The organism is Tissierella praeacuta DSM 18095 (assembly GCF_900128955.1).
GTDB lineage: Bacteria > Bacillota > Clostridia > Tissierellales > Tissierellaceae > Tissierella > Tissierella praeacuta.
In genome coordinates this window covers 44,564-65,134 of the sequence record NZ_FQTY01000009.1, presented here as the reverse complement: position 1 = coordinate 65,134, position 20,571 = coordinate 44,564, and the positions used below count along the sequence as shown (strand labels likewise).

General features: G+C 31.1%; 18 protein-coding genes. 5 read left to right on the top strand and 13 right to left on the bottom strand.

Annotation, left to right across the window (positions count from 1 at the left end):
• Positions 1-11 precede the first annotated feature (11 nt).
• The 4 genes from BUB33_RS10355 to BUB33_RS10340 all read right to left on the bottom strand — a co-directional run bounded on the left by BUB33_RS10355 (position 12) and on the right by BUB33_RS10340 (position 3,997).
• A complete protein-coding gene (locus BUB33_RS10355; protein WP_072976194.1) occupies positions 12-863 on the bottom strand; it encodes an HDOD domain-containing protein in 852 nt (283 codons plus the stop codon).
• A 153-nt stretch (positions 864-1,016) separates the two neighbouring features.
• Positions 1,017-3,152 carry a carboxypeptidase-like regulatory domain-containing protein gene (locus tag BUB33_RS10350; RefSeq protein WP_072976193.1) on the bottom strand — a complete coding sequence of 712 codons (2,136 nt, stop codon included), beginning with the start codon at positions 3,150-3,152 and terminating at the stop codon, positions 1,017-1,019.
• Entirely contained in the window at positions 3,142-3,462 is a 321-nt protein-coding gene (locus BUB33_RS10345) for a hypothetical protein (RefSeq protein WP_072976192.1), read from the bottom strand. Before BUB33_RS10345 ends, BUB33_RS10350 begins: the two co-directional genes overlap by 11 nt.
• A complete protein-coding gene (locus BUB33_RS10340; RefSeq protein WP_072976191.1) occupies positions 3,455-3,997 on the bottom strand; it encodes an RNA polymerase sigma factor in 543 nt (180 codons plus the stop codon). The genes BUB33_RS10345 and BUB33_RS10340 overlap by 8 nt, the downstream gene beginning before the upstream one ends.
• Before the next feature lie 110 nt (positions 3,998-4,107).
• Between BUB33_RS10340 and BUB33_RS10335 the strand changes: the two genes are divergently transcribed.
• Complete coding sequence (locus BUB33_RS10335) at positions 4,108-6,099, top strand: S9 family peptidase (protein WP_072976190.1); 1,992 nt, start codon at positions 4,108-4,110, stop codon at positions 6,097-6,099.
• Positions 6,100-6,323: 224 nt separating this feature from the next.
• On the opposite strand, the gene BUB33_RS10330 is transcribed toward BUB33_RS10335, so the two are convergent.
• The 7 genes from BUB33_RS10330 to BUB33_RS10300 form a co-directional block, all read right to left on the bottom strand.
• The gene (locus BUB33_RS10330; RefSeq protein WP_072976189.1) at positions 6,324-7,673 is read right to left on the bottom strand and encodes a TldD/PmbA family protein; all 1,350 of its coding nucleotides are present in this window, start codon (positions 7,671-7,673) and stop codon (positions 6,324-6,326) included.
• Positions 7,674-7,675: 2 nt separating this feature from the next.
• A complete protein-coding gene (locus BUB33_RS10325) occupies positions 7,676-9,061 on the bottom strand; it encodes a TldD/PmbA family protein (RefSeq protein WP_072976188.1) in 1,386 nt (461 codons plus the stop codon).
• A gap of 14 nt (positions 9,062-9,075) precedes the next feature.
• Complete coding sequence (locus BUB33_RS10320) at positions 9,076-10,032, bottom strand: ABC transporter ATP-binding protein (RefSeq protein ID WP_072976187.1); 957 nt, start codon at positions 10,030-10,032, stop codon at positions 9,076-9,078.
• Positions 10,025-11,050, bottom strand: coding sequence for an ABC transporter ATP-binding protein (locus tag BUB33_RS10315; protein ID WP_072976186.1), 1,026 nt, complete (start codon positions 11,048-11,050; stop codon positions 10,025-10,027). The genes BUB33_RS10320 and BUB33_RS10315 overlap by 8 nt, the downstream gene beginning before the upstream one ends.
• 11 nt (positions 11,051-11,061) lie before the next feature.
• Positions 11,062-11,982 (bottom strand): ABC transporter permease, encoded by a 921-nt coding sequence (locus tag BUB33_RS10310; protein WP_072976185.1) that lies wholly within the window; start codon positions 11,980-11,982, stop codon positions 11,062-11,064.
• 11 nt (positions 11,983-11,993) lie between these two features.
• The gene (locus tag BUB33_RS10305; protein ID WP_072976184.1) at positions 11,994-12,929 is read right to left on the bottom strand and encodes an ABC transporter permease; all 936 of its coding nucleotides are present in this window, start codon (positions 12,927-12,929) and stop codon (positions 11,994-11,996) included.
• A gap of 72 nt (positions 12,930-13,001) precedes the next feature.
• Positions 13,002-14,696 carry a peptide ABC transporter substrate-binding protein gene (locus BUB33_RS10300; protein WP_072976183.1) on the bottom strand — a complete coding sequence of 565 codons (1,695 nt, stop codon included), beginning with the start codon at positions 14,694-14,696 and terminating at the stop codon, positions 13,002-13,004.
• 187 nt (positions 14,697-14,883) lie between these two features.
• Between BUB33_RS10300 and BUB33_RS10295 the strand changes: the two genes are divergently transcribed.
• On the top strand, positions 14,884-15,948 hold the full coding sequence (locus BUB33_RS10295) for a winged helix-turn-helix domain-containing protein (protein ID WP_072976182.1): 1,065 nt from the start codon (positions 14,884-14,886) through the stop codon (positions 15,946-15,948).
• A 68-nt stretch (positions 15,949-16,016) separates the two neighbouring features.
• Here BUB33_RS10295 and BUB33_RS10290 read toward each other — a convergent pair whose 3' ends face one another.
• Positions 16,017-18,023 (bottom strand): methyl-accepting chemotaxis protein, encoded by a 2,007-nt coding sequence (locus BUB33_RS10290; protein ID WP_072976181.1) that lies wholly within the window; start codon positions 18,021-18,023, stop codon positions 16,017-16,019.
• Positions 18,024-18,241: 218 nt separating this feature from the next.
• On the opposite strand from BUB33_RS10290, the gene BUB33_RS10285 reads away from it, so the two are divergent.
• A complete protein-coding gene (locus tag BUB33_RS10285; RefSeq protein ID WP_084725370.1) occupies positions 18,242-19,093 on the top strand; it encodes a YihY/virulence factor BrkB family protein in 852 nt (283 codons plus the stop codon).
• A gap of 30 nt (positions 19,094-19,123) precedes the next feature.
• Positions 19,124-19,333, top strand: a complete 210-nt coding sequence (locus tag BUB33_RS10280) for a chemotaxis protein CheC (protein ID WP_072976179.1) — start codon at positions 19,124-19,126, stop codon at positions 19,331-19,333.
• Positions 19,334-19,417: 84 nt separating this feature from the next.
• Here the strand turns inward: BUB33_RS10280 and BUB33_RS10275 are convergent, their stop codons facing one another.
• Positions 19,418-19,798, bottom strand: a complete 381-nt coding sequence (locus tag BUB33_RS10275) for a CBS domain-containing protein (protein ID WP_072976178.1) — start codon at positions 19,796-19,798, stop codon at positions 19,418-19,420.
• Between the two features lie 182 nt (positions 19,799-19,980).
• Here BUB33_RS10275 and BUB33_RS10270 point away from each other — a divergent pair, with 182 nt between their 5' ends.
• Positions 19,981-20,520, top strand: coding sequence for a hypothetical protein (locus BUB33_RS10270; protein ID WP_084725368.1), 540 nt, complete (start codon positions 19,981-19,983; stop codon positions 20,518-20,520).
• Positions 20,521-20,571: the final 51 nt, after the last annotated feature.

Here is a 20,571-nt window from a genome sequence, read left to right as displayed (position 1 = left end):
TATCTGCTTTTTTATGCTGTTAAAAAACTATCTTCATCTTTGATTAAATCTGCTACTTGGGATATAATGTTTTGAAATTCCAATTCATCTAATTCTAAATTATCCAATGCCATAGGAGATAATCCATAAGATAGACCGTCAAGTCCAAGCCCTACTCCCATCATCATAGTAATAGCATCTGCAACATGAACTATAGAAACTAAGAGTGGATTTATAGTTGCCATTTCTGGATTATGATGGTAACCAATAGCCTCTACTAGCTTTTTAGGAAGCAGCCACTTCTCTGCCACTTTTTCTCCTACTTCAGCATGACCAAAACCCAATACTTCTTTTTCTGCTTCTAAGAAGGATATATTATTTTCTTCCATCTTTGATAATACCTCCATATATTCCCTCTCCATATGTTGGTTTAAAATTGTCTTCCCAATATCCCTAAGAAGTCCAGCAATATAAGCCTCTTCTGGATTAGGATATTTTATGGTTTTAGCTATAAATCTTGATATTATAGCACAAGTTTGAGATTGAGACCATAATTCATTTTTTTCTAAGGAATACCCCTTTAATTCCTTTGTCAGATATGTCCTTACTGTAGAAGCAAGAGCTATGCCCTTTATAGCCTGAAAGCCTAATAAGACAGTAGCTTGAGATACAGTAGAAATCTTCCTTGCATAACCATAATACGCAGAGTTAGCAAGTCTAAGAATTTTAGTAGTTAAAACCTGATCTTGTAATATTACCTTCTCTATATCATGTACTGTAGAATCTGGATCATCAGTTAATGCTATTATTTTATTTATAATTTCCGGTAAAACTTTTATATCTTCTACTTTATTGACTATATAATCTAAAGTAAGTTTCGACATATTAATCTCTCCAATCATAATTACCTTTTTATATAATTATACCCGAAATTACTCAAATACGACATAGTTATAAAGACTCAAAATTCTTATGACAAAATACAACAAAATACTTCTTCTCATGTATCAATCCCATATAAGACACAACTGTACTATTTACCAATTATTATCTATTTTTATTTCATTTAAAATAATCTTAATACCAAGGTTCTTTATGCTATTATAAACTTTATCAAAATCTTCTTTTCTATAGTTATAATCTCCTTCTCTTTTTAGTATCCTAAAAAGATATTCTCTAAATATTGTATATTCTTTGTCATCTTGAGGTAATTTACTTAATAGTTCTATACCTTCTATTAACTTTCCCTTATTCATATAATAAAACCTAACATTATTATTTCTCAGAAAGTCTATAGCTCTTTCATATTTACCATAGTATAAATCTATATATATAATATCTGAAAGAAAAATATTATCTGTAAAAAGGAAATCCTTCCTAGCTTTCTCAAATTCACCTAATGCTCTATAATATTCCCCCCTATACCAATAAAAATATATATCTCTATACTCATTAGGTATAATATCAAATAGTTCTTTTATAATTTCTTTATTATCTCTATAATCATTAGAATTCATTTGACCAAGTACCCTAAGGATTACGTCAGCATTTCCACTTAAATTATAAACTTTTGTTCCACAGTCTATGGCTTTGTGGACATCTTTAGTACCTTTACCCCATCCAAATATATAAAGCTTAGATAAATAGGATAAGGCTTTTATATTGTCTTTGTCTTCTAAAAGTAGATTTTCATAATATCCTACAGCCTTTTCGTATTCTTTATTTACTATTAACTTTTCTCCTACTGTTAATTTTCCTACTATCTTAATACTTGGAACATTTTCATAGCGGCTTGTCATGGGAACACTACTACTTAACATATTTCCATTTTTATCATAGGCGTTGACTATAATAGGAATCATTGTTTCTCCATGTATATACCCCATTATAGCCTCAGGATTTACAATTTCATCATCATCCATGGAATATCCTGTAGGAGAGTTCTTTAGCATTTCTATATTAAATACTGCCTTATTTCCTTTTATCTTATTTTTTCCATTTTCATCTCTTATAGATACAGTCATACTAGAACCATCATCAATTGCAACTGCTCGAACAGTATAGTAATCTGCCTCATTTACTTCCTCCCATTTTACCTCAAATTTATTACCTTCTACTAGTTCCTCTGGCTTTGGACTAATTACCTTCATAGGAGTTTTAAATTCAAAGTCAAATTCTACATTATCTGATACTTGAAGATTATATACATTTTTTGTCAGATATGCCTTATCAAAGAATATGGCAGTTCCTATTCCTATTCCTAAATCATATCTTCCTTCTTTTATCCCAATAGTTTCATAGTATCCATCTTTATCCGTTATAGCTACAAAATCTATTCCTCGGGAAGCATATCCTTGATTTGGATATTGCAAATATATTTCCACAAAGGGAATACCTACACCATCAGCAGTTACCCTTCCCTTTATCTTATTTTCTCCCTTATAAAAATCCAATTCATCTAGCCAAAATCTCCTTCCATCTGGAACGACACTTCCAAAAAAACCAGTTCTATATTGCCAACCAATTTCGCTGGCCTTATTATAATATTCCAATGCCTTATTAAAATCTTCCTTAGCAAATTCTATATGCCCCTTTAAAAAATAATATATATAATCCATGTCATTATTTCCTAAAACAAAGGTGCTTAGCAACTCTTCTGCCTTATTATACTCTCTATTGGCAAAATAATTATACCCTTCATAAAGAACAGATATATCTTTTGTTTTCTTATAATCTTGAAGCTTCCCCCAGTCTATCCATTTTTTTAAATTATCACTATCTCCTAGATAAATATAAGAATCTAATATACCTTTATATGCTAAGGTATAATAATCACTCTTTGAATAATCTCTTATTATATTTTTATATTTATCTATAGTATTATTTATAGTAGTATAATCTAAAGTTTTTTCTCCTAGCTGCATACCCATCATTATATTATATCTACTGAACCCATTCATCGTACTTTGGGCACTTTTATATAATGCCTCATCTTTTCTAAGGGCAATGGGATATCTTAAATAATAATCATATAGTTTTTCAGCAATTTCCGGCTTAGAATTACTAAAATAATTAGCCAACTCTATATTAGCAAAAGGTATTACTGCAAAAATAAAAAACAATATTCCTAAAGATATTAAAATCAATGTCTTTACTTTCACCTTAATTTTCATGACTTCGACTCACACTCCTCTCATCTCTAATTATCATCTGAGATGAACCAATATCTACAACCCTTACATTTTCTCTTCTATAAATTATATCTTTTGGAACTCCTGCAATAATAAATAGTAAAGCAGAACCTACTACTATAGGTATAAGAGGCAATTCTATTTCTTTATTTAAAAAATCCCTTATTTTATCTCTTAGGGTTTTCTTTCTATGAATTAATATCTTATCCCTTAGTCCTTGAGAAAGTTTCATATCTTTTGTTTCATCTTCCATTATTATCTTCAATTCATTACCTAATCTGTCTTTATCCATTAAATTCTCCTCCTTTCTCAATGGCTTCCTTTAATAGTACCCTTCCCCTACTTAATCTACTTTTTATAGTTCCTTCCTTTTCCTCCAAAATTTCTCCTATTTCTTTGATTGATAGTTCTTCGAAATAAAATAATATCAGAATTTCCTTATATATATGGTTTAGGCTAAATAACTTTCTCTTTAAAATTTCTCTATCAATAGAGCCAAATACTTGCTCTTCTACTGTCTCTTTACTTTCTATTATATCTTCATATATAATAAAGTCTTTTCTAGATTTCAGCTTATCCTTACATAAATTTAATGCTATTCTATAAACCCAAGTATATAGGGAACTATTCTCCATAAAAGAATCTATATGCTTAAATACTTTTAAAAAAGTATCTTGGACTATATCCTCAGCATCTTTTTCATCCTTGAGGATTAGGTAACAAGTTTTTAATAGCCTATTTCCGTAGTTATCCAGAAGTTCTATATATGCTTCTTCATTTCCTTTTTTTAGTTTTCTTATAAGTTCTTTTTCTTCATCTCTATCCACCTTAACCCTCCTTTACTATTTAGACTACAGTATTCTAAAAAGGTTGCGTGTATATATAAATAGTATATAATATATGTTGAATACATTAAAGAATTAATGGGGGGATGTAAATGGAAAATTTAAAATTAGATGACTTTACAAAATATAAGTTTTTATCATGTATTAGATTTTCACCTAATGGTAAAAATCTAGGTTTTATACTACATAGAATGGATACAGAAGAAAATAAATATCTATCTAATATCTATATCTATAATGAAGAAAAGAAATCAGAGTTTAAATTAACATCCTTAGATGAAGAGAGCTCTTTTATATGGAAAGATAATAATACAATTCTTTTCCCTGCCATAAGAAATAAAAAAGATAAAGAAAGAAAAGATGAGTTTACGACTTATTATGAAATCAATATAAATGGGGGAGAGGCTAATAAGTCATTTGAAATCCCACTCAAAATAAATTCTCTTGAAATCTTAGATGAAAATAATCTTTTAATAACTGCAGCCTTTGACCCTAATCTTCCAAATATTAAAAATTTATCTGGTGAAGAAAAGGAAAAAGCTATAAAAAATATGGAAGAAAGCAGAGACTATGAAGTTTTGGACGAAATACCTTTTTGGTCAAATGGTACAGGATTTACAAATAAAAAAAGAAATAGACTTTATATCTATAATTTAAGGGACAAAATCCTTACTCCTATTACAGATGAGTTTACAGAAGTAGAAAGTTTTAAACTCAATAAAGATAAATCTAAAATCCTTATAGTTGCCAGTTCATATATGGATAAGATGCAATTAAAATCTGATTTACATTTATATAATATTAAAGAAGATAAATTAGAAAAGTTAACTCATGAAGATGTTTTTAGTTACTTTTCTGCTGATTTTCTTGAAAATAAAATAATATTTACAGGACATAATATGAAATCCTATGGAGTCAATGAAAACCCAAATTTCTATCTAATGAATTTAGATGGCACCAATGCCCATAAAATATCGAAGGATGATTTTGATTATAGTATTTGGAACTCTGTTGGCTCTGATTGCAGATATGGCAGCTCTAAATCTATAATAGTAGATGGTGAGCATCTATACTTTATAACTACTGAATTAAATAACTCTTACATCAATAGAATAAATAAAAATGGAGACATAGAAAAACTAACTACAAATAATGGCTCTATAGATGGATTTGATGTATTAAATGGAAATATAAAATTTATAGGTCTTAGGGGACTTAGACTTCAAGAACTATATAGTTTAGAAGAAAAGAAAGAAGTCCAGTTAACTAAATTTAATGAATGGGTAATAAACGAAAAAAAATTATCTACTCCTGAACATCTAAGTTTTGAAGTAGATGGAGTGACTATTGATGGATGGATAATGAAACCTGTAGATTTTGATAAAAATAAAAAGTATCCAGGAATATTAGATATCCATGGTGGCCCGAAAACTGTTTATGGCGAAGTATTTTATCATGAAATGCAATACTGGGCAAATGAAGGCTATACAGTATTTTTCTGTAATCCAAGAGGCTCAGACGGAAAGGGAAATGAATTTGCAGATATAAGAGGTAAATATGGTACCATAGATTATGATGATTTGATGAAATTCACAGATCTAATTCTTGAAAAATATCCTTTTATAGATAGAGAAAGAATTGGAGTTACTGGTGGTTCTTATGGTGGTTTTATGACTAACTGGATAATAGGTCACACTAAAAGGTTTAGAGCTGCTGCCTCTCAAAGGTCTATCTCTAACTGGATTTCTAAATTTGGAACTACAGATATTGGATATTATTTTGTAGACGACCAACAAGCTGCTACTCCTTGGTCTGATGTAGAAAAACTTTGGTTCCATTCTCCAATGAAATATGCAGATAAAGTAGTTACCCCTACTCTATTTATTCATTCTGAAGAAGACTATCGTTGTTGGCTACCTGAAGGTATTCAAATGTTTACATCTTTAAAATATCATGGTGTAGACTCTAGACTAATTATGTTTAGAGGAGAAAATCATGAACTTAGCCGCTCAGGAAAACCAAACCATAGAATTAAAAGACTAGAAGAGATAACTAATTGGTTTAATAAATATTTAAAAAAATAAAAAATGCTTATATATGACTTTCAGATAGCAATTGAATAAAAATTTAAATGAACAGCTTCAAAGTGAACAGCACCCTGTCATTCCACTATGCTGAGACTGTTTAATCTTTTTTACAGTCTCTCATAATTGTAAAAGGGTTAAAAAAAATGGAATAGCCGTAAATCTTAGCTATTCTATTTTTTTTAGCCTAATAAACCCTATGCGAAAATCCTTTATAAGCTTTTTTATTTACCCGATATTGTTAAGATACCTAGATAAATAGAAGGAGCTCCGAAGTAGCTTCTAGAATAAGAAAACTTAATATCATTTCCTATATATTTTATATCCTTCAGCATAGTATATAAATTACCTGCCATGGTTATTTGAGATAAAGGTCTGATTACCTTCCCATTTTCCACAAGTAATCCATTTGACGATAGAGAAAAATCTCCTGATGTCAGATTGATTCCTGCATGTAATCCATGGATGTCAGTAATAATAACACCATTCTCCATGCTCTTTACCATATCATCTAAAGATTTATCTCCTTCTTCAATATACATATTTGTAGACATTACTCCAATAGACGATTTATGTGAGATCCTAAAACCATTTCCAGTGGATTTTGCACCATCTTTTTCAGCAGTTTTATTGTTATGAAGAAAAGTCTTCAATATTCCATTTTCTATTATATATTTTGAATAGGTAGCAGTTCCTTCATCATCAAAGGTTCTATAATATTTTCCATTTTCCATTAAAGGATTTTCCACTATGTTGAAAAAATCCACTGCTACTTTTGAGCCTAGTTTTCCTTTCATTAGAGATAGGTTTTTCTGAACTGTGCTTCCTAAAAATATAGGAGAAAAATAACTAAACATATCTGCAGCTACATTATTTCTAAGGATAATTTCATAATTACCAGATTTTATAGCCTTTGCACCTAACATCCCTATAGCATCTCCGACACTATCTTCAATAAGTTTTTCCTTATACTTCTCAGAAAGTTCATTGAATACATAATTTGAATATCCTGTTTGCATATTATTTCCTTCTTCTGCAACAGCTGAAAGACTTATTATACCAATAGTATGTCTGTCCTCTACTTCCAGTCCCTTAGTATTTCTAATATATACCTCTTGAATCTTTTCTTGATAACTACAATCATCTATGGTCTTTACTCGTTTATCATAGTCATAAGCTCTTTTCTCTAGATCCAATAAATATCCAATCTTATCTCCCTCTGTAAAATTACCTAATAAATTTTCCCTTCCAGCGGTTTTCTTACTTTCCAATATGGATGAAGACATTTTTTCTACTTCATCACTATGATTATTTTCTGCATATTGAATTAAATTATTTATCAATTCATCTAAGCTATATTCCATTAATTTTTCCGTATATGAATATCCCATTTTCCCTTTGTAAATACCCCTTAGAGATAAATTCTCTTCCTCTGCTACCACATATTTTTCTAACTTACCTTCATATATGTTAAAATCTATGGATGAATCCTTATTGATATAGACTTCTACTTCCTCAATATTATACGCTTTAGCTTTTTCAAATAATATCTCTATTAATTTATCTCTATCCATATCTATTCTTCCCTCCCACCAACAGTCATGGTCTTAACCCTAAGGGTAGGCTGTCCTGCACCAATGAATAATGCTCCACTACCTGCATAACAATATCCTTGTCCTATTTCGAGATTATTTCCTACCATATCTACATCCTGAAGTATTTTATTGCCATTTCCTATTAGAGTTGCTCCCTTAACAGGTTTAGTTATTTTACCATTTTTAATTAAATATGCTTCTGATAAAGAGAAGTTAAAATCACCTGTAGCTGGGTTTACGGAACCTGCAGAAAGATATTTGGCAAATAATCCTTTTTCCGTATTTCCAATTATTTCTTCCTTTGTACTAGTACCCTTATCTATATAAGTATTAGTCATGCGTGACGTAGGAGCAAATCTATAGCTTTGTCTTCTTCCTGAAGCTGTAGGGTTCATATTCATTCGTCTAGCATTTAATTTATCTATCATATATCCCTTTAGGATACCATTTTCAATAAGGATATTTTTCTGTGTTCTCATACCTTCATCATCTACTCCAAGGGAACCCCAAGAGTTGACTATTGAACCATCATCTATTAAAGTAACTACATCAGAAGCTATCTTTTCTCCTATTCTATCTGAAAAAACTGAAAGCCCCTTAGCTACAGATGAAGCCTCTAAGCTATGTCCACAGGCCTCGTGAAACATTAGTCCACCAAATCCATTATCTACAACAACTGGCATATTTCCAGCAGGACAATAATCAGCCATTGCCATGATCTTAGCATTTCTAGCTGCTTCCCTTGCATAATCTTCTATACTAATCTTGTCATAGAATTCAGTACCCATTAAAGCACCAGGTCCAATATATCCAGTTTCTATTTGTCCGTTATGTTCAGCTGCGGCAATAATTAACATTCTTGTTCTTACTCTTTTATCTTCTACATAGACACCTTCTGTATTGGCTATAAGTACGTTTTGCTCTTGATCTAAGTAATTTACCGTCATTTGAGTTATTTTCTCATCATAATCCATTCCAGCTTGGTATGCCCTCTTTGTAAATTCCATTTTCTTAGATAAATCAACTTCAGAAGGAAGATTTATATAGGGATGATTTACTGAATCAATAGCTTTATCCAAGTTTAATACAGTCTCTTTTTTATCACCTTTAAAGGATTTTGTTATTCTTCTTGTAATATTTATAAGATTTTCCTTAGATAAATCGTTGGTATATCCATATACAGAACTTAACCCCTTAAAGACTCTAATACCTATACCAAAGTCTCTTCCACTCATACCTCTTTCAATATTACCACCAAGAGTGGCAATTTCTGTAGAAAAGTTATCTTCCATAAATACTTCACAGAAATCACCACCACATGATAGTGCTTCAAAAAATATATCTTCAATTATTGATCTATTTAACATCAAATTCCCCCTTTCTAATATAAGTGACAGGCAACAAAATGGTTCTTTTCCACCTCTTTTAATACAGGGGTTTCCTTGTGACAGATATCTTTTGCATAGGCACATCTCTTAACAAATTTACATCCAGGTTGCGGATTAATAGGTGAAGGTACTTCTCCTTCTAGTTTTATCCTATTTCTTGTTTCCTCTGCACTAGGGTCTGCCACTGGTATAGCAGATATTAGTGCCTTTGTATATGGATGTAATGGATTGTCATATAAGGCATCATTACTTGCTAATTCTGCCATGGAACCTAAATACATTACCCCTACTCTATCTGATATATGTTTTACCATGGAAAGGTCATGGGATATAAACAAATAAGTTAAACCCATTTCCCTCTGTAATTTTATAAGAAGATTTACTATTTGAGCTTGGATAGATACATCAAGGGCAGAAATAGGCTCATCACACATAATAAACTGTGGTTCTACTGCTAGAGCCCTTGCTATACCTATTCTTTGTCTTTGTCCTCCTGATAGTTCGTGGGGGAACCTAGAACCATGTTCAGGATTTAAGCCTACCTTCTTTAGCAAATCATGTATTCTTTCTTGTCTTTCTTTATTACTTAATTTTAAATGGACATCCATACCTTCATCTATAATATCACCTATGGTCATTCTAGGGTCTAAGGAAGCATATGGGTCTTGGAATATAATTTGTGCATTTTTCTTAAACTCAAGTTTTTCTGCTCTGTTCATTTTATGAACATCTTTTCCATTAAATAAAACTTGACCTGATGTGGCTGGATAAATACCTAAAATTGTTCTACCACAAGTAGTTTTTCCACATCCAGACTCACCAACTAAACCTAAAGTTTCACCTTTTTTTATATTAAAGCTTACATTATCTACAGCTTTAAGAGTTGCATTTTTTCCTACTTGAAAATATTTTTTCAACTCTACTACTTCTATGAAATTATCCTTACTCATTTTTTCCACCTCCTAAGTTCCTTACTCTGTCTACTTTAGGAGCATCTGGGTGCTGCAGCCAGCAATTTACTTTATGTGTACCTGAAAGACTAGTTTCTTCTGGTCTCATTTCCTTACATATTTCCATTGCATGCTCACATCTTGAAGCAAATGGACAACCTGGTAATGGAAGAATTAAATCTGGTGGTGTACCACCTAAGGAGTAAAGCTCTTCCTTACTCTTTGTATCTACACTTGGTACAGAGCTAAGTAGTGCCCAAGTATATGGATGCTGGCTATTATAGAAGATTTCTTCCTTAGTTCCAGTTTCCACAATATTTCCTGCATACATAACCTGAATTCTATCTGCAAAGTTTGCAACAACTCCAAGGTCATGAGTTACAAGAATAATGGCAGTACCAAATTTATCTTTTAATTCCTTTAATAAATCCATAATCTGAGCTTGAATAGTTACATCAAGGGCAGTAGTTGGCTCGTCTGCAATAAGCACTCTAGGATTACAAGATAAAGCTATGGCTATCATAACCCTTTGTCTCATGCCACCTGATAGTTCGTGGGGATATTGATTTATTCTTTCTTCTGCATTTGGAATATTTACTAATTTAAGAAGTTTTATTCCCTCTGCTTCCGCCTCTTTCTTACTAATCTTTTTATGAATCTGTAAAGTTTCCATTATTTGCTTACCTACTGTCATAGTAGGGTTTAAAGATGTCATAGGGTCTTGGAATATCATGGCTACTTCTTCCCCTCTATAGGAAAGTAGTCTCTTTTTATCCATTTCTACAACATTTTCACCATCAAATAAAATCTGTGAACCTTTTTTTATTTCCGCTGGTGGAGTTTTTAATAGTCTTAGAATAGCCTTTGCTGTAACAGTTTTTCCACAACCTGATTCTCCAACAATGGCTAATGTTTCTCCCTTGTGAACGTCAAAACTAATACCTCTAACAGCCTTTACCTCCCCTGCGTAGGTATGAAATGATATATTTAAGTCTTTAATTTCTAGTACCTTTTCCATTTTTCTCCCTCCTATTGTCTTAGTTTAGGATCTAGAGCATCTCTAAGTCCATCACCTAGTAATGTAAATGACAACATGGTTAAAGCAATCATAAGAGCCGGGAAAAACAATTGATGAGGATAAAATATAAAGTTTTGCTGTGCAGCTGATGCTAAAGCACCCCATGAAGTTGCCGGTGGCTGAGGTCCAAGTCCAAGATAGGATAGGAATGACTCAGCAAAGATATACCCTGGAATATCAAAGGTAATAGATACTATAACTATACCTAATGAATTTGGGATTAAATGCTTTTTGATTATTTTCCAAGGACTAACCCCTAATGCTTCTGCTGCCATAATATATTCTTGTTGTTTTATTTGTAGCATCTGTCCTCTAACAAGTCTTGCCATACCGCACCAACCAGTTAAAGTTAAAGTTAAAAGTAGAGTTCCTATATCTCTCGATTCTGTAACTATAGAAATTATAATAACTATTATTAAATATGGAATAGAAGTTAAAACCTCAACTATTCTCATCATAATATTATCTACTTTTCCACCAAAGTATGCAGCAAAAGCACCATAAATACTTCCCACTATTGTAGAAATAAATGCACCTACAATACCTATTATCATAGATGTTCTACCTGCTTGCCATACTCTTGAGAAAACATCACGTCCTAATTCATCTGTACCAAACCAGTGCTCACTATTTGGCTTTAGGTTAATCTTTGATGAATCTATTTCTTCATATTTGAAGCCATTTATATGTGGTCCTATTACAGTCATTATACATATGGTTAAAGTAATTACAATGGCTAACATTGCAACCTTATTAGTTTTAAGTCTTCTCCAAGCATCTTGCCAATAGCCAACTCTAGGACGTGCCATGGCTTCATTTGAAGATGGATCTATACCAATTTTTTTAAATTTATCTTTTGAAATGCCTTCCATTTTGGAGCCTCCTATTTGCTATTTTTTGAAACCCTAATTCTAGGGTCTGCAACACCGTAAAGTAAGTCTACTGCTAATTGAGCTACTACAAATAATGCTGCATAGAAAACTGTAGTTCCAATAATCATAGTATAATCCCTATCATTAATGGAAGTAATATAATATGAACCTAATCCTGGAATACCAAATATCCTTTCAATAACAAAAGAACCTGTAAAAATTCCAGCAATCTGTGGTCCAAGTATAGTAATAACTGGAAGTATTGCATTTCTAAGCACGTGTTTTCTTACAACGTTAAATGGACTAACACCTTTAGCTTGAGCTGTAAGAATATAATCTTGGTTTATAACTTCTAGTACATTGGAACGCATATATCTTCCATAAGTAGCTATGGAACCAAAGCACATAGCTATTGTAGGAAGAATAGTATGTTTAAATTTACCCCATCCAGTAGTTGGTAAGAGCTCAAACTTAACTGATAATGTATATTGCAAAAGTGCAGCAATAATAAATACGGGAACAGTAATACCTAAAATAGCTATAAACATAACTAAATAATCTGGCCATTTATTCCTATTTAAGGCAGCTATTATTCCAAGGGTAATACCAATTACAATACCTAAGCTAATTGCTTGCATACCTAATCTACCTGATACCTTTGCATTTGTTAGTACAGTTTCTGTAACTAATCTACCTGGATATCTTAGAGACTCACCTAAATCTCCCTTTGTAATTAGATTTTTCATAAATGTTCCATATTGAACTATAACAGGTTTATCCAATCCATACTTTTGATAGTAATTTAACTTAATTTGTTCTGGCAAATTCTTAGCCATATGAGCTAAGGGATCTCCTGGTATACTATGCATCAAGAAAAAAGTGATAGTTACAACTATCCATAAAGTAAGAAGCATATATCCAATTCTTTTCATTATATACTTACCCATAATCTTCCTCCTTTGCTTATTTAGCAATATAGCAGTCTATAGATATATCTATAAACTGCTATATAAATTTAACTATCTACCTTGAGTAAAGCTATATTTATATCCTTGAGTACCAAATGGAGTAACTCCTAAATCATGAACATATTTATATCTAAATACATTTTGTCTTGGATATACTACTGGAGCTACTGCTGCTTCTTCATATAATAATATATTTTCTGCTTCTTTAAAGTACTCTAAACGTTTAGCATTATCCATCTCTGAAGAAGCTAAAGTTATAAGTTCATCAAATCTTTCATTTACCCAGCCAGTACCTATAGCTGGTGCATCTGATTTAAATAAGCTTAGCATATTAATTGGGTCATTGAAATCTGCTCCCCACTGCATATAACCAATTTGGAAATCTCCCTTTTGTACATTACTATCAAATACTGGCCATTCCATTTGCTCTACTTGGAAATTAATTCCCAATGTTTTAATATAAGTTTGTTGTAAATATTCTCCATAAGTTCTGAACCATTGATCAGTTCCACCTAAAGAAATCTTTACTGTTAATTTAGATGGATCTGTATCCATTCCTAATTCTTCTAGACCTTTGATTAAAAGTTCCTTTGGATCTTTGTTTTCATCAGCTAATTTCTTAATTGGTGATTCTGCCACTTGTCTATATTCGTTATCACCTATATTTATACTTGGTGGTACCCAACCATAAGCTGGAGCAGGTACTCCATAGAATACAGTATTAGCTAATTCTTCTCTATTTAAAGCTATTGTAAAAGCTTTTCTTATATTAGCATTTTTAAATACCTTATCTTGAGTATTGAAGAACATGAAGTTAATACTTGGATTAATTATTTCTATATGATTTAAGTCCTCATCCTTCATAAACTTTTCTTTCCATTCTCCCTTATTAGCCGTTGCTGAATCAAAAGAACCATTTGCTAGGGAGTTATAAATAGCATTTTCGTCTGAAATAACTTTCAGATTTATATTTTGTAATTTAACAGTATCTTTATCCCAATAGTTATCATTTTTAGTTAAAATCAATTCACTATTGTGAACCCAAGTCGTTAAAGTAAATGGTCCATTATATACTAAAGTATCAAGTTCTGAACCATATTTATCACCATTAGCTTCAACTATATCTTGTCTTTGAGGGAACATTACTCTTTGATAAGTTAATTGCTCAAAATATGGAGTTGCTGACTCTAAAGTTATTTCAAGAGTATTATCATCTAAAGATTTTACTCCAAGTTCATCAACTGTAAGCTCCCCATTATTTACCTTTGACGCATTTTTAATTGGCATCAAAATCCACGCATAAGGTGATGCTGTTTCTTTAGCTATTGATCTTTTTATACCATATTCATAGTCTTGGGCTCTTACTTTAACTCCATCTGACCATGTATTTTCTCTAATTTTAAATGTCCATACAGTACCATCTTCACTATGTTCCCAGCTTTCTGCTCCCGCTGGTGCTAGGAAGTTATCTTGGTTCTCATCTTCTTCTAATCTAGTAAGTGGCTCTAATATATTATTAAGTACTGCATTTGAATACATATCGGAACCTTTAGAAGAGTCTAAAGTACTTGGTTCTGCTACTAAATAAAGATTTAGATATTGTTCCTTATCAATAGTTGCTTCACCATCATTTTGATTACCTTCTGTTACTGGTACTTCACTGTTTTCTTTTTTTCCACAGCCTGCTACACTAAGTAAAATTAACATTAATGCAAGTGATAATGCTAAAAACTTTTTGCTTCTCATCTGTGAATCCTCCTTTTGTTATTAAGTATATTAATTTTATAATTTCAGTATAGCATATTTTTAACACAAGTCAATGAATTGTCTAACACTATGTTAGAAATTTTTCTAACATAGTCTGTTATAAGTATTGAATAATTTTTTTGTATAATGTATCATTAACTTAATACTATTATTAGGAGGATAAAATATGGAATCTAATCTCCTTTGTGAAATTCAGTACAATAAGGCAGTAGAGTTCATTACAGCAGTTCTAAAGTATAGGAACAATAAATTACAACAGGTTCATTGGAACACTCCAGAGCTTAAAAGAGATATTGCCAAAGAAATTATGGACTTTTCTCCAAATGAAAAGGTGAAGGAATGGTTAAAATATGTTGACACTAATATTTCCCCATTTTTACGAAATGATATTATATTTATAACGGATGAAATCTATAAATTATTAGACATTTGTTTTCATGTGGTTTTAATGAAAGATATAAAAGAGCCTTTAGAATTAATAGAAGCTTTAACATCCATCGACACATCCACTATGGTAAAAATAGCCTATAAATATTATGAACTTGATGTTCCATTAGACAATGAGGAGAAATTAAAGCTTGCTTTAACTGAAAACTATTCCGACAAAATAGCCTCCTCTTTTTTACACTTTAAAAATCATCCAAATGAATACAAGAACAGAGCAAGAAAAGTACTCTTAAACTTTTACAAAGAATTTTATAAACCCTTTGAAGAGACAGTTTACAGTTATATGGAAAAAAGATGGGATTTCCACAATGAGGTCTTTAAAAAGAACCCTATCTATTTTATAAATACTATAGGAATGGGTGATTATTCTAAAGCAATTGAACTTCATAATAAAGTAGTTATATATATGAGTTTTTTTATTGATGTAGGATTATTTTATTTTACCTATGAAGATACCTTAGTTATGTACTGTGGTCAAACCATTGAGCATAGATTTGAATCTAGAAAAACATTAGATACTTATAAGGCATTATTTAAAGCATTGTCTGATGAGAAAAGAATTGAAATCTTAAAAATGACATCTAAAAGACCATGGTATAATAAAGAACTAGCAGATTATTTTAATCTCACTACTGCTACCCTTTCTTATCATTTAAATCTATTGTTAGACTTAGAAATACTAAATTTTGAACCTAGTATTGTAAATAACAGATACTACTATACAACAAATAAAGAAAACCTTAAAAAACTATTTGAAGCAGCTTTAAAAGATTTGTTAGAATAAATAACTTCAGTTTTTGGTGCCAGGCAGTTTTTGGTGCCAGGCACCAAAAACTGAAGTTATTTTGTCTCCTATATCTTAAACTTACTGATAAGAACCTGAAGTTCTTCTGCAATATGTGCTAATCCTTGACTAGCATTTGAAACTTCTTCAATAGCTGCTGCTTGCTCTTCCATAGAGGCTGAAGCTTCCTCTGTCCCTGCTGCATTTTCTTCAGCAATAGATGATAAGTTTTGCATTAAATTTACTAAAGTATTTTTATTTTCCTGCATAGTTTCTACTGATTTAGTAATCTTGTCAATTACATCTCCCGTAATTTCTATAGAAGATGCTATCATTTGGAATTTTCGTTCTGTCTGTTTAACACTTGCTGATTGGGATTCTGTAATCTCTTTTGCTTCTTCTATACTCTCTACTGCATCTTGAGACTTTATCTTCAATTCTTGGATAACTTCTTTAATTTCATTTGTAAAGTTATTAGACTGTTCTGCAAGTTTTCTAATCTCCTCTGCAACAACTGCAAATCCTCTACCATGTTCTCCTGCCCTAGCAGCTTCAATAGCTGCATTCAGTGCCAACAAATTAGTCTGTTCAGCTATACTTTGAATCATAGTACTAGCACTGTCTATCTTTTCTGCACTTTCATTATTACCTAAGATAATATTATAAACATTTTCTGTTGTTTCATTGGTTCTTTTAGTTTTTTCTATTAATTCTTTAAGTATAAGAAAGCCTTCATCCTTTTCTTTATTGATTTCTTCTGCTGCCGCATTTAACTCCATAGTATAATTCCCATTTTGTTCTAATAATCTTCCCAATACCTCTACATTAGATGCAGAAGTTTCTGTTTCTTGTGCTTGCTCTCCAGCTCCTCTTGCAATTTCTTCAATAGTCCTTGCCACTTCCTCTGAAGCAATTCCCGTTTCTTGAGCTGTTGCTGTTAGTTCCTCTGCTGTTGCAGATACTGTCTGAGATGCTTGAGTAATATTGGATAAAAGCTCTACTATATTCTGTTGCATTATATTCAATGCCTCAGCAGCAACTCCAATCTCATCTTTTCTCATTGAATATTTATTTACATTATTATTTTCATCAAATGAAAAATCATATTTAGATAATCTTTCTAAAGTCTTTGTAACATCAATGATTGGTTTTGAAATAGTTCCACTAACAAAATAAGTAATAATGGCACCAATGGCAATTCCAATTAAGGATAATAAAGCTAACTGTTTTTTCATAATATTTACTTCGCTTAATATCTCCTCTGCTTTAATACCTATTACCATAATCCATGGAGTGCCTTCAATAGGGGCAAAGCCTACTATTTTTTCCACTCCCGTAAAAGTTTTATATTCTCCACTACCTATTTCCCTCATTAGCATCTTATTTGCTGTAAGTTCTGCTAATTCCTTGTTTTCATCACCATGTTCTATAAAGTTAAATTGTTCAATAACCAAGTCTATATCTTCATCTGCTACAACTGTTCCCTCATTATTGATTATATAGCCGCCACCTGTTTCCAAATATTTAATTTCATCTGTAGCTTTACTTAATCCAAGGGCGTCCATTACTCCCACTAATACCCCAGTTTGTTTACCTTCTAAATAAACTGGCGATGCAAATACAACAACTGGCTGACCCGTATCCTTACTCATAATAACATCAGATACTATACTTTCACCTTTCATTGCTCTTGTAAAATAGTCTCTGTCACTAATACTATATTTTGTACCTTTGCTATTTAATTCACTGCCATTTCCATCTCTGTCTGCAAAAACAAAGCTAATATAACCTGTTCTCTCGGCTTCCTTTTCCCAAAATGAAATTCTTCTCTCTAAAGAGATTTCTTCATCAAATATTATTGGATTCTGTGCAAGACCTTGAATATATTCAATTTCCTCATCCATCTTTACTTTTATGTATTTCGCATTTACCTCTGCTATATTTCTTAAACTATGATGAGCATTTTCTATTAAATTATCACTCATTGTTTTTATTGATATAAATCCTAACCCTATTGTTAGTATAAATATAATTGATGTAAATATAATTACTAATCTTGATTTTATTGATTTCATCCTATTGCCTCCTATTCTGTAATTTAATTTAAGTTTTGATTTAATGGTTGTCTTTTTATTGTATTAAATCAAGATGAATCTGTATAAAACCTTACTATAATAGTATCGACAACTTTTTCTTTTACTTTATATAATAATTTCCAATAATATATTCTTTACTATTTAAATATGTATTTATATGGTAAAATAGTAATACATATAATCAGGAGGTGCCTATCTTGTTAAATTGGCTAGATAGATATGATAATAGATATGCAAGGTTTTTAAAGGAACTTTTATTTCGAATGAAAGATGACAGTGTAACTGCAATAGGTGCACAGTTATCATATTTTTTAGTATTATCTGCTTTTCCGTTTCTTATTTTTTTTCTAAATATATTAAGCTATACACCTATTGCTAGGGAAGATGTATTACATAGTATAATAGTATTATTGCCATTAGATACCCAAAGATTAATTTCTACTTTACTAATTGAAACAATAGTAACCAGTAATGAAACATTGCTTTCCTTAAGTGCTATAACTGGTATCTGGGCTGCATCAAAAGGTATCATGGCACTTATTCGAGTTCTAAATAAGGCTTATGATGTAGAAGAAACTAGATCTTATCTTGAATTAAGAGGAATAGCCATATTATTTACCATAGCATTATTAGTTTTACTTGTTATGGTACTTCTTACTTTAGTTTTTGGTGAAGTTTTAGGTAATAGACTATTTGATTTCCTTGGTATTACCCAAACATTTATCTCTTTTTGGAAATACTTTAGGGTTATTATATCTCTATGTTCTATGATTTTTATATTTACTTTATTATATAGATTTGTCCCTTCTATCAAAAATAGTAATAAAATTAGTCTTAAACATTCATTACCTGGTGCAATATTTACATCTCTAGGATGGATAATTACATCCACTATATTTTCTTATTATGTAAATAATTTTGGTAACTATGGGAAAACCTATGGCAGTTTAGGCGGTATAATAGTTCTACTAATATGGCTTTATATAAGTAGCATAATTATAATTATGGGCGGAGAAATAAATGCCACATTAAAATTTTTAGATAATTAATAAAAAACTATTAAATCTATTTCTTAGGGTATGGCACAAAGTGCATTATCTGAACTGTCTAATATGCTTACAGCCAATGCCAGCATTGAATTTTCTAATATGAATATTAATATGAATATTTCAACTCCAACTCTTATGTATGGAGAAAATATCAGAACAGCCTTCAACACATCTAAAGTTTTATGCGTAGAGATTTTAGTAGATAATATACCAATAGAAGTAATTATATCAATCAATTAAGATAAAGGGGCATAGATTTATCCCCTTTATCTTAATATTTTAAAACCTCCCTATCAATATGTTCTATTGCTCAATTATTCTTTCTTATTTACTATTCCTAATATAATAATCAATAAAATCCTCTATTGAAACAATTCCTACAACAACATCATTATCTAATACTGGTAAAGCTATAATATCATGGTTTCTCAATCGCTTAGCTACCTCTAATATATCTTCTTCTACATGAGCTTTTATAACCTTTTTAATCATTACCCATTCTACAGGACAACTTTCATAATGTCCTGGTTCCATTAAAAAACGATAAATATCTGCCTTAACTATTATTCCCATTAAGTGATTTCCTTCATCAACAATAGGTGTACCATTTACATTTTCATTTTTCATTATTTCTAATACCCTACTGATAGTATCACTAGGTTTAACCGATATTACCGGTGATTTCATTATCTCTCTAACTTTCATAGTCTTATCCTCCTTTCAAATTTTATTATTTGATATTTACCCATTTATTCTATTATTCTTCTTCCATGTACTATTTTCTAAGGAATATTATCTATACCTAGACTCCTTTTATCTAATATAAAAATCATTGGGTAGTTAATTTTTTCCAGAATATGTCGATAAATATAGTAGAGGTGATGATGATGAAAATTGAAAATACACAACCAACTAAGCCTATAGTTCAATCTGAAAAAGTAAAGCCTGTGGAAAAAACTCAGGTAAAATCTGAAGTAAAAGAAACTCCAGCAGCAATTTATGAAAAGACAGAAAATAAGACATCTCATGTTTACGATAAAAATACAATTACTAAATTAAAAAGAGATAGCCAAGAGGCTCATGCTCAATTAATCCGACTAGTACAAGAAATGCTTAGACGCCAAGGAAAGACCATTGACCTACTAGGTAAAGATGACATTGTAGAAGTAGATGAAACTGCAAGATTAGAAGCACAAGAGTTAATTGGACCTAATGGCTCTCTTGGTGCAGAAGCAGTAAGTCAAAGATTGGTAGATTTTGCAATAGCATTATCAGGTGGAGATAAGTCAAAAGCAGATACCCTTAAATCTGCCATAGAACAAGGCTTTAAGGAAGCAGAGAAAATTTTAGGAGAACTACCTGAAATATCAAAGGAAACCTATAAATTAACTATGGAGAAATTTGACGCTTGGGTAAATGAAGAGTAATAGTATATAATAAAGGGACAGATTTTCCGTTTCATAATTTCAACGGAAAAC

Coding starts and splice junctions, on each gene's coding strand:
- BUB33_RS10325 (WP_072976188.1), bottom strand. CDS start 9,061: ATGTTAAATAGATCAATAATTGAAGATATATTTTTTGAAGCACTATCA.
- BUB33_RS10300 (WP_072976183.1), bottom strand. CDS start 14,696: ATGAGAAGCAAAAAGTTTTTAGCATTATCACTTGCATTAATGTTAATT.
- BUB33_RS10345 (WP_072976192.1), bottom strand. CDS start 3,462: ATGGATAAAGACAGATTAGGTAATGAATTGAAGATAATAATGGAAGAT.
- BUB33_RS10305 (WP_072976184.1), bottom strand. CDS start 12,929: ATGGGTAAGTATATAATGAAAAGAATTGGATATATGCTTCTTACTTTA.
- BUB33_RS10335 (WP_072976190.1), top strand. CDS start 4,108: ATGGAAAATTTAAAATTAGATGACTTTACAAAATATAAGTTTTTATCA.
- BUB33_RS10270 (WP_084725368.1), top strand. CDS start 19,981: ATGAAAATTGAAAATACACAACCAACTAAGCCTATAGTTCAATCTGAA.
- BUB33_RS10330 (WP_072976189.1), bottom strand. CDS start 7,673: ATGGATAGAGATAAATTAATAGAGATATTATTTGAAAAAGCTAAAGCG.
- BUB33_RS10290 (WP_072976181.1), bottom strand. CDS start 18,023: ATGAAATCAATAAAATCAAGATTAGTAATTATATTTACATCAATTATA.
- BUB33_RS10295 (WP_072976182.1), top strand. CDS start 14,884: ATGGAATCTAATCTCCTTTGTGAAATTCAGTACAATAAGGCAGTAGAG.
- BUB33_RS10275 (WP_072976178.1), bottom strand. CDS start 19,798: ATGAAAGTTAGAGAGATAATGAAATCACCGGTAATATCGGTTAAACCT.
- BUB33_RS10280 (WP_072976179.1), top strand. CDS start 19,124: ATGGCACAAAGTGCATTATCTGAACTGTCTAATATGCTTACAGCCAAT.
- BUB33_RS10355 (WP_072976194.1), bottom strand. CDS start 863: ATGTCGAAACTTACTTTAGATTATATAGTCAATAAAGTAGAAGATATA.
- BUB33_RS10310 (WP_072976185.1), bottom strand. CDS start 11,982: ATGGAAGGCATTTCAAAAGATAAATTTAAAAAAATTGGTATAGATCCA.
- BUB33_RS10350 (WP_072976193.1), bottom strand. CDS start 3,152: ATGAAAATTAAGGTGAAAGTAAAGACATTGATTTTAATATCTTTAGGA.
- BUB33_RS10315 (WP_072976186.1), bottom strand. CDS start 11,050: ATGGAAAAGGTACTAGAAATTAAAGACTTAAATATATCATTTCATACC.
- BUB33_RS10320 (WP_072976187.1), bottom strand. CDS start 10,032: ATGAGTAAGGATAATTTCATAGAAGTAGTAGAGTTGAAAAAATATTTT.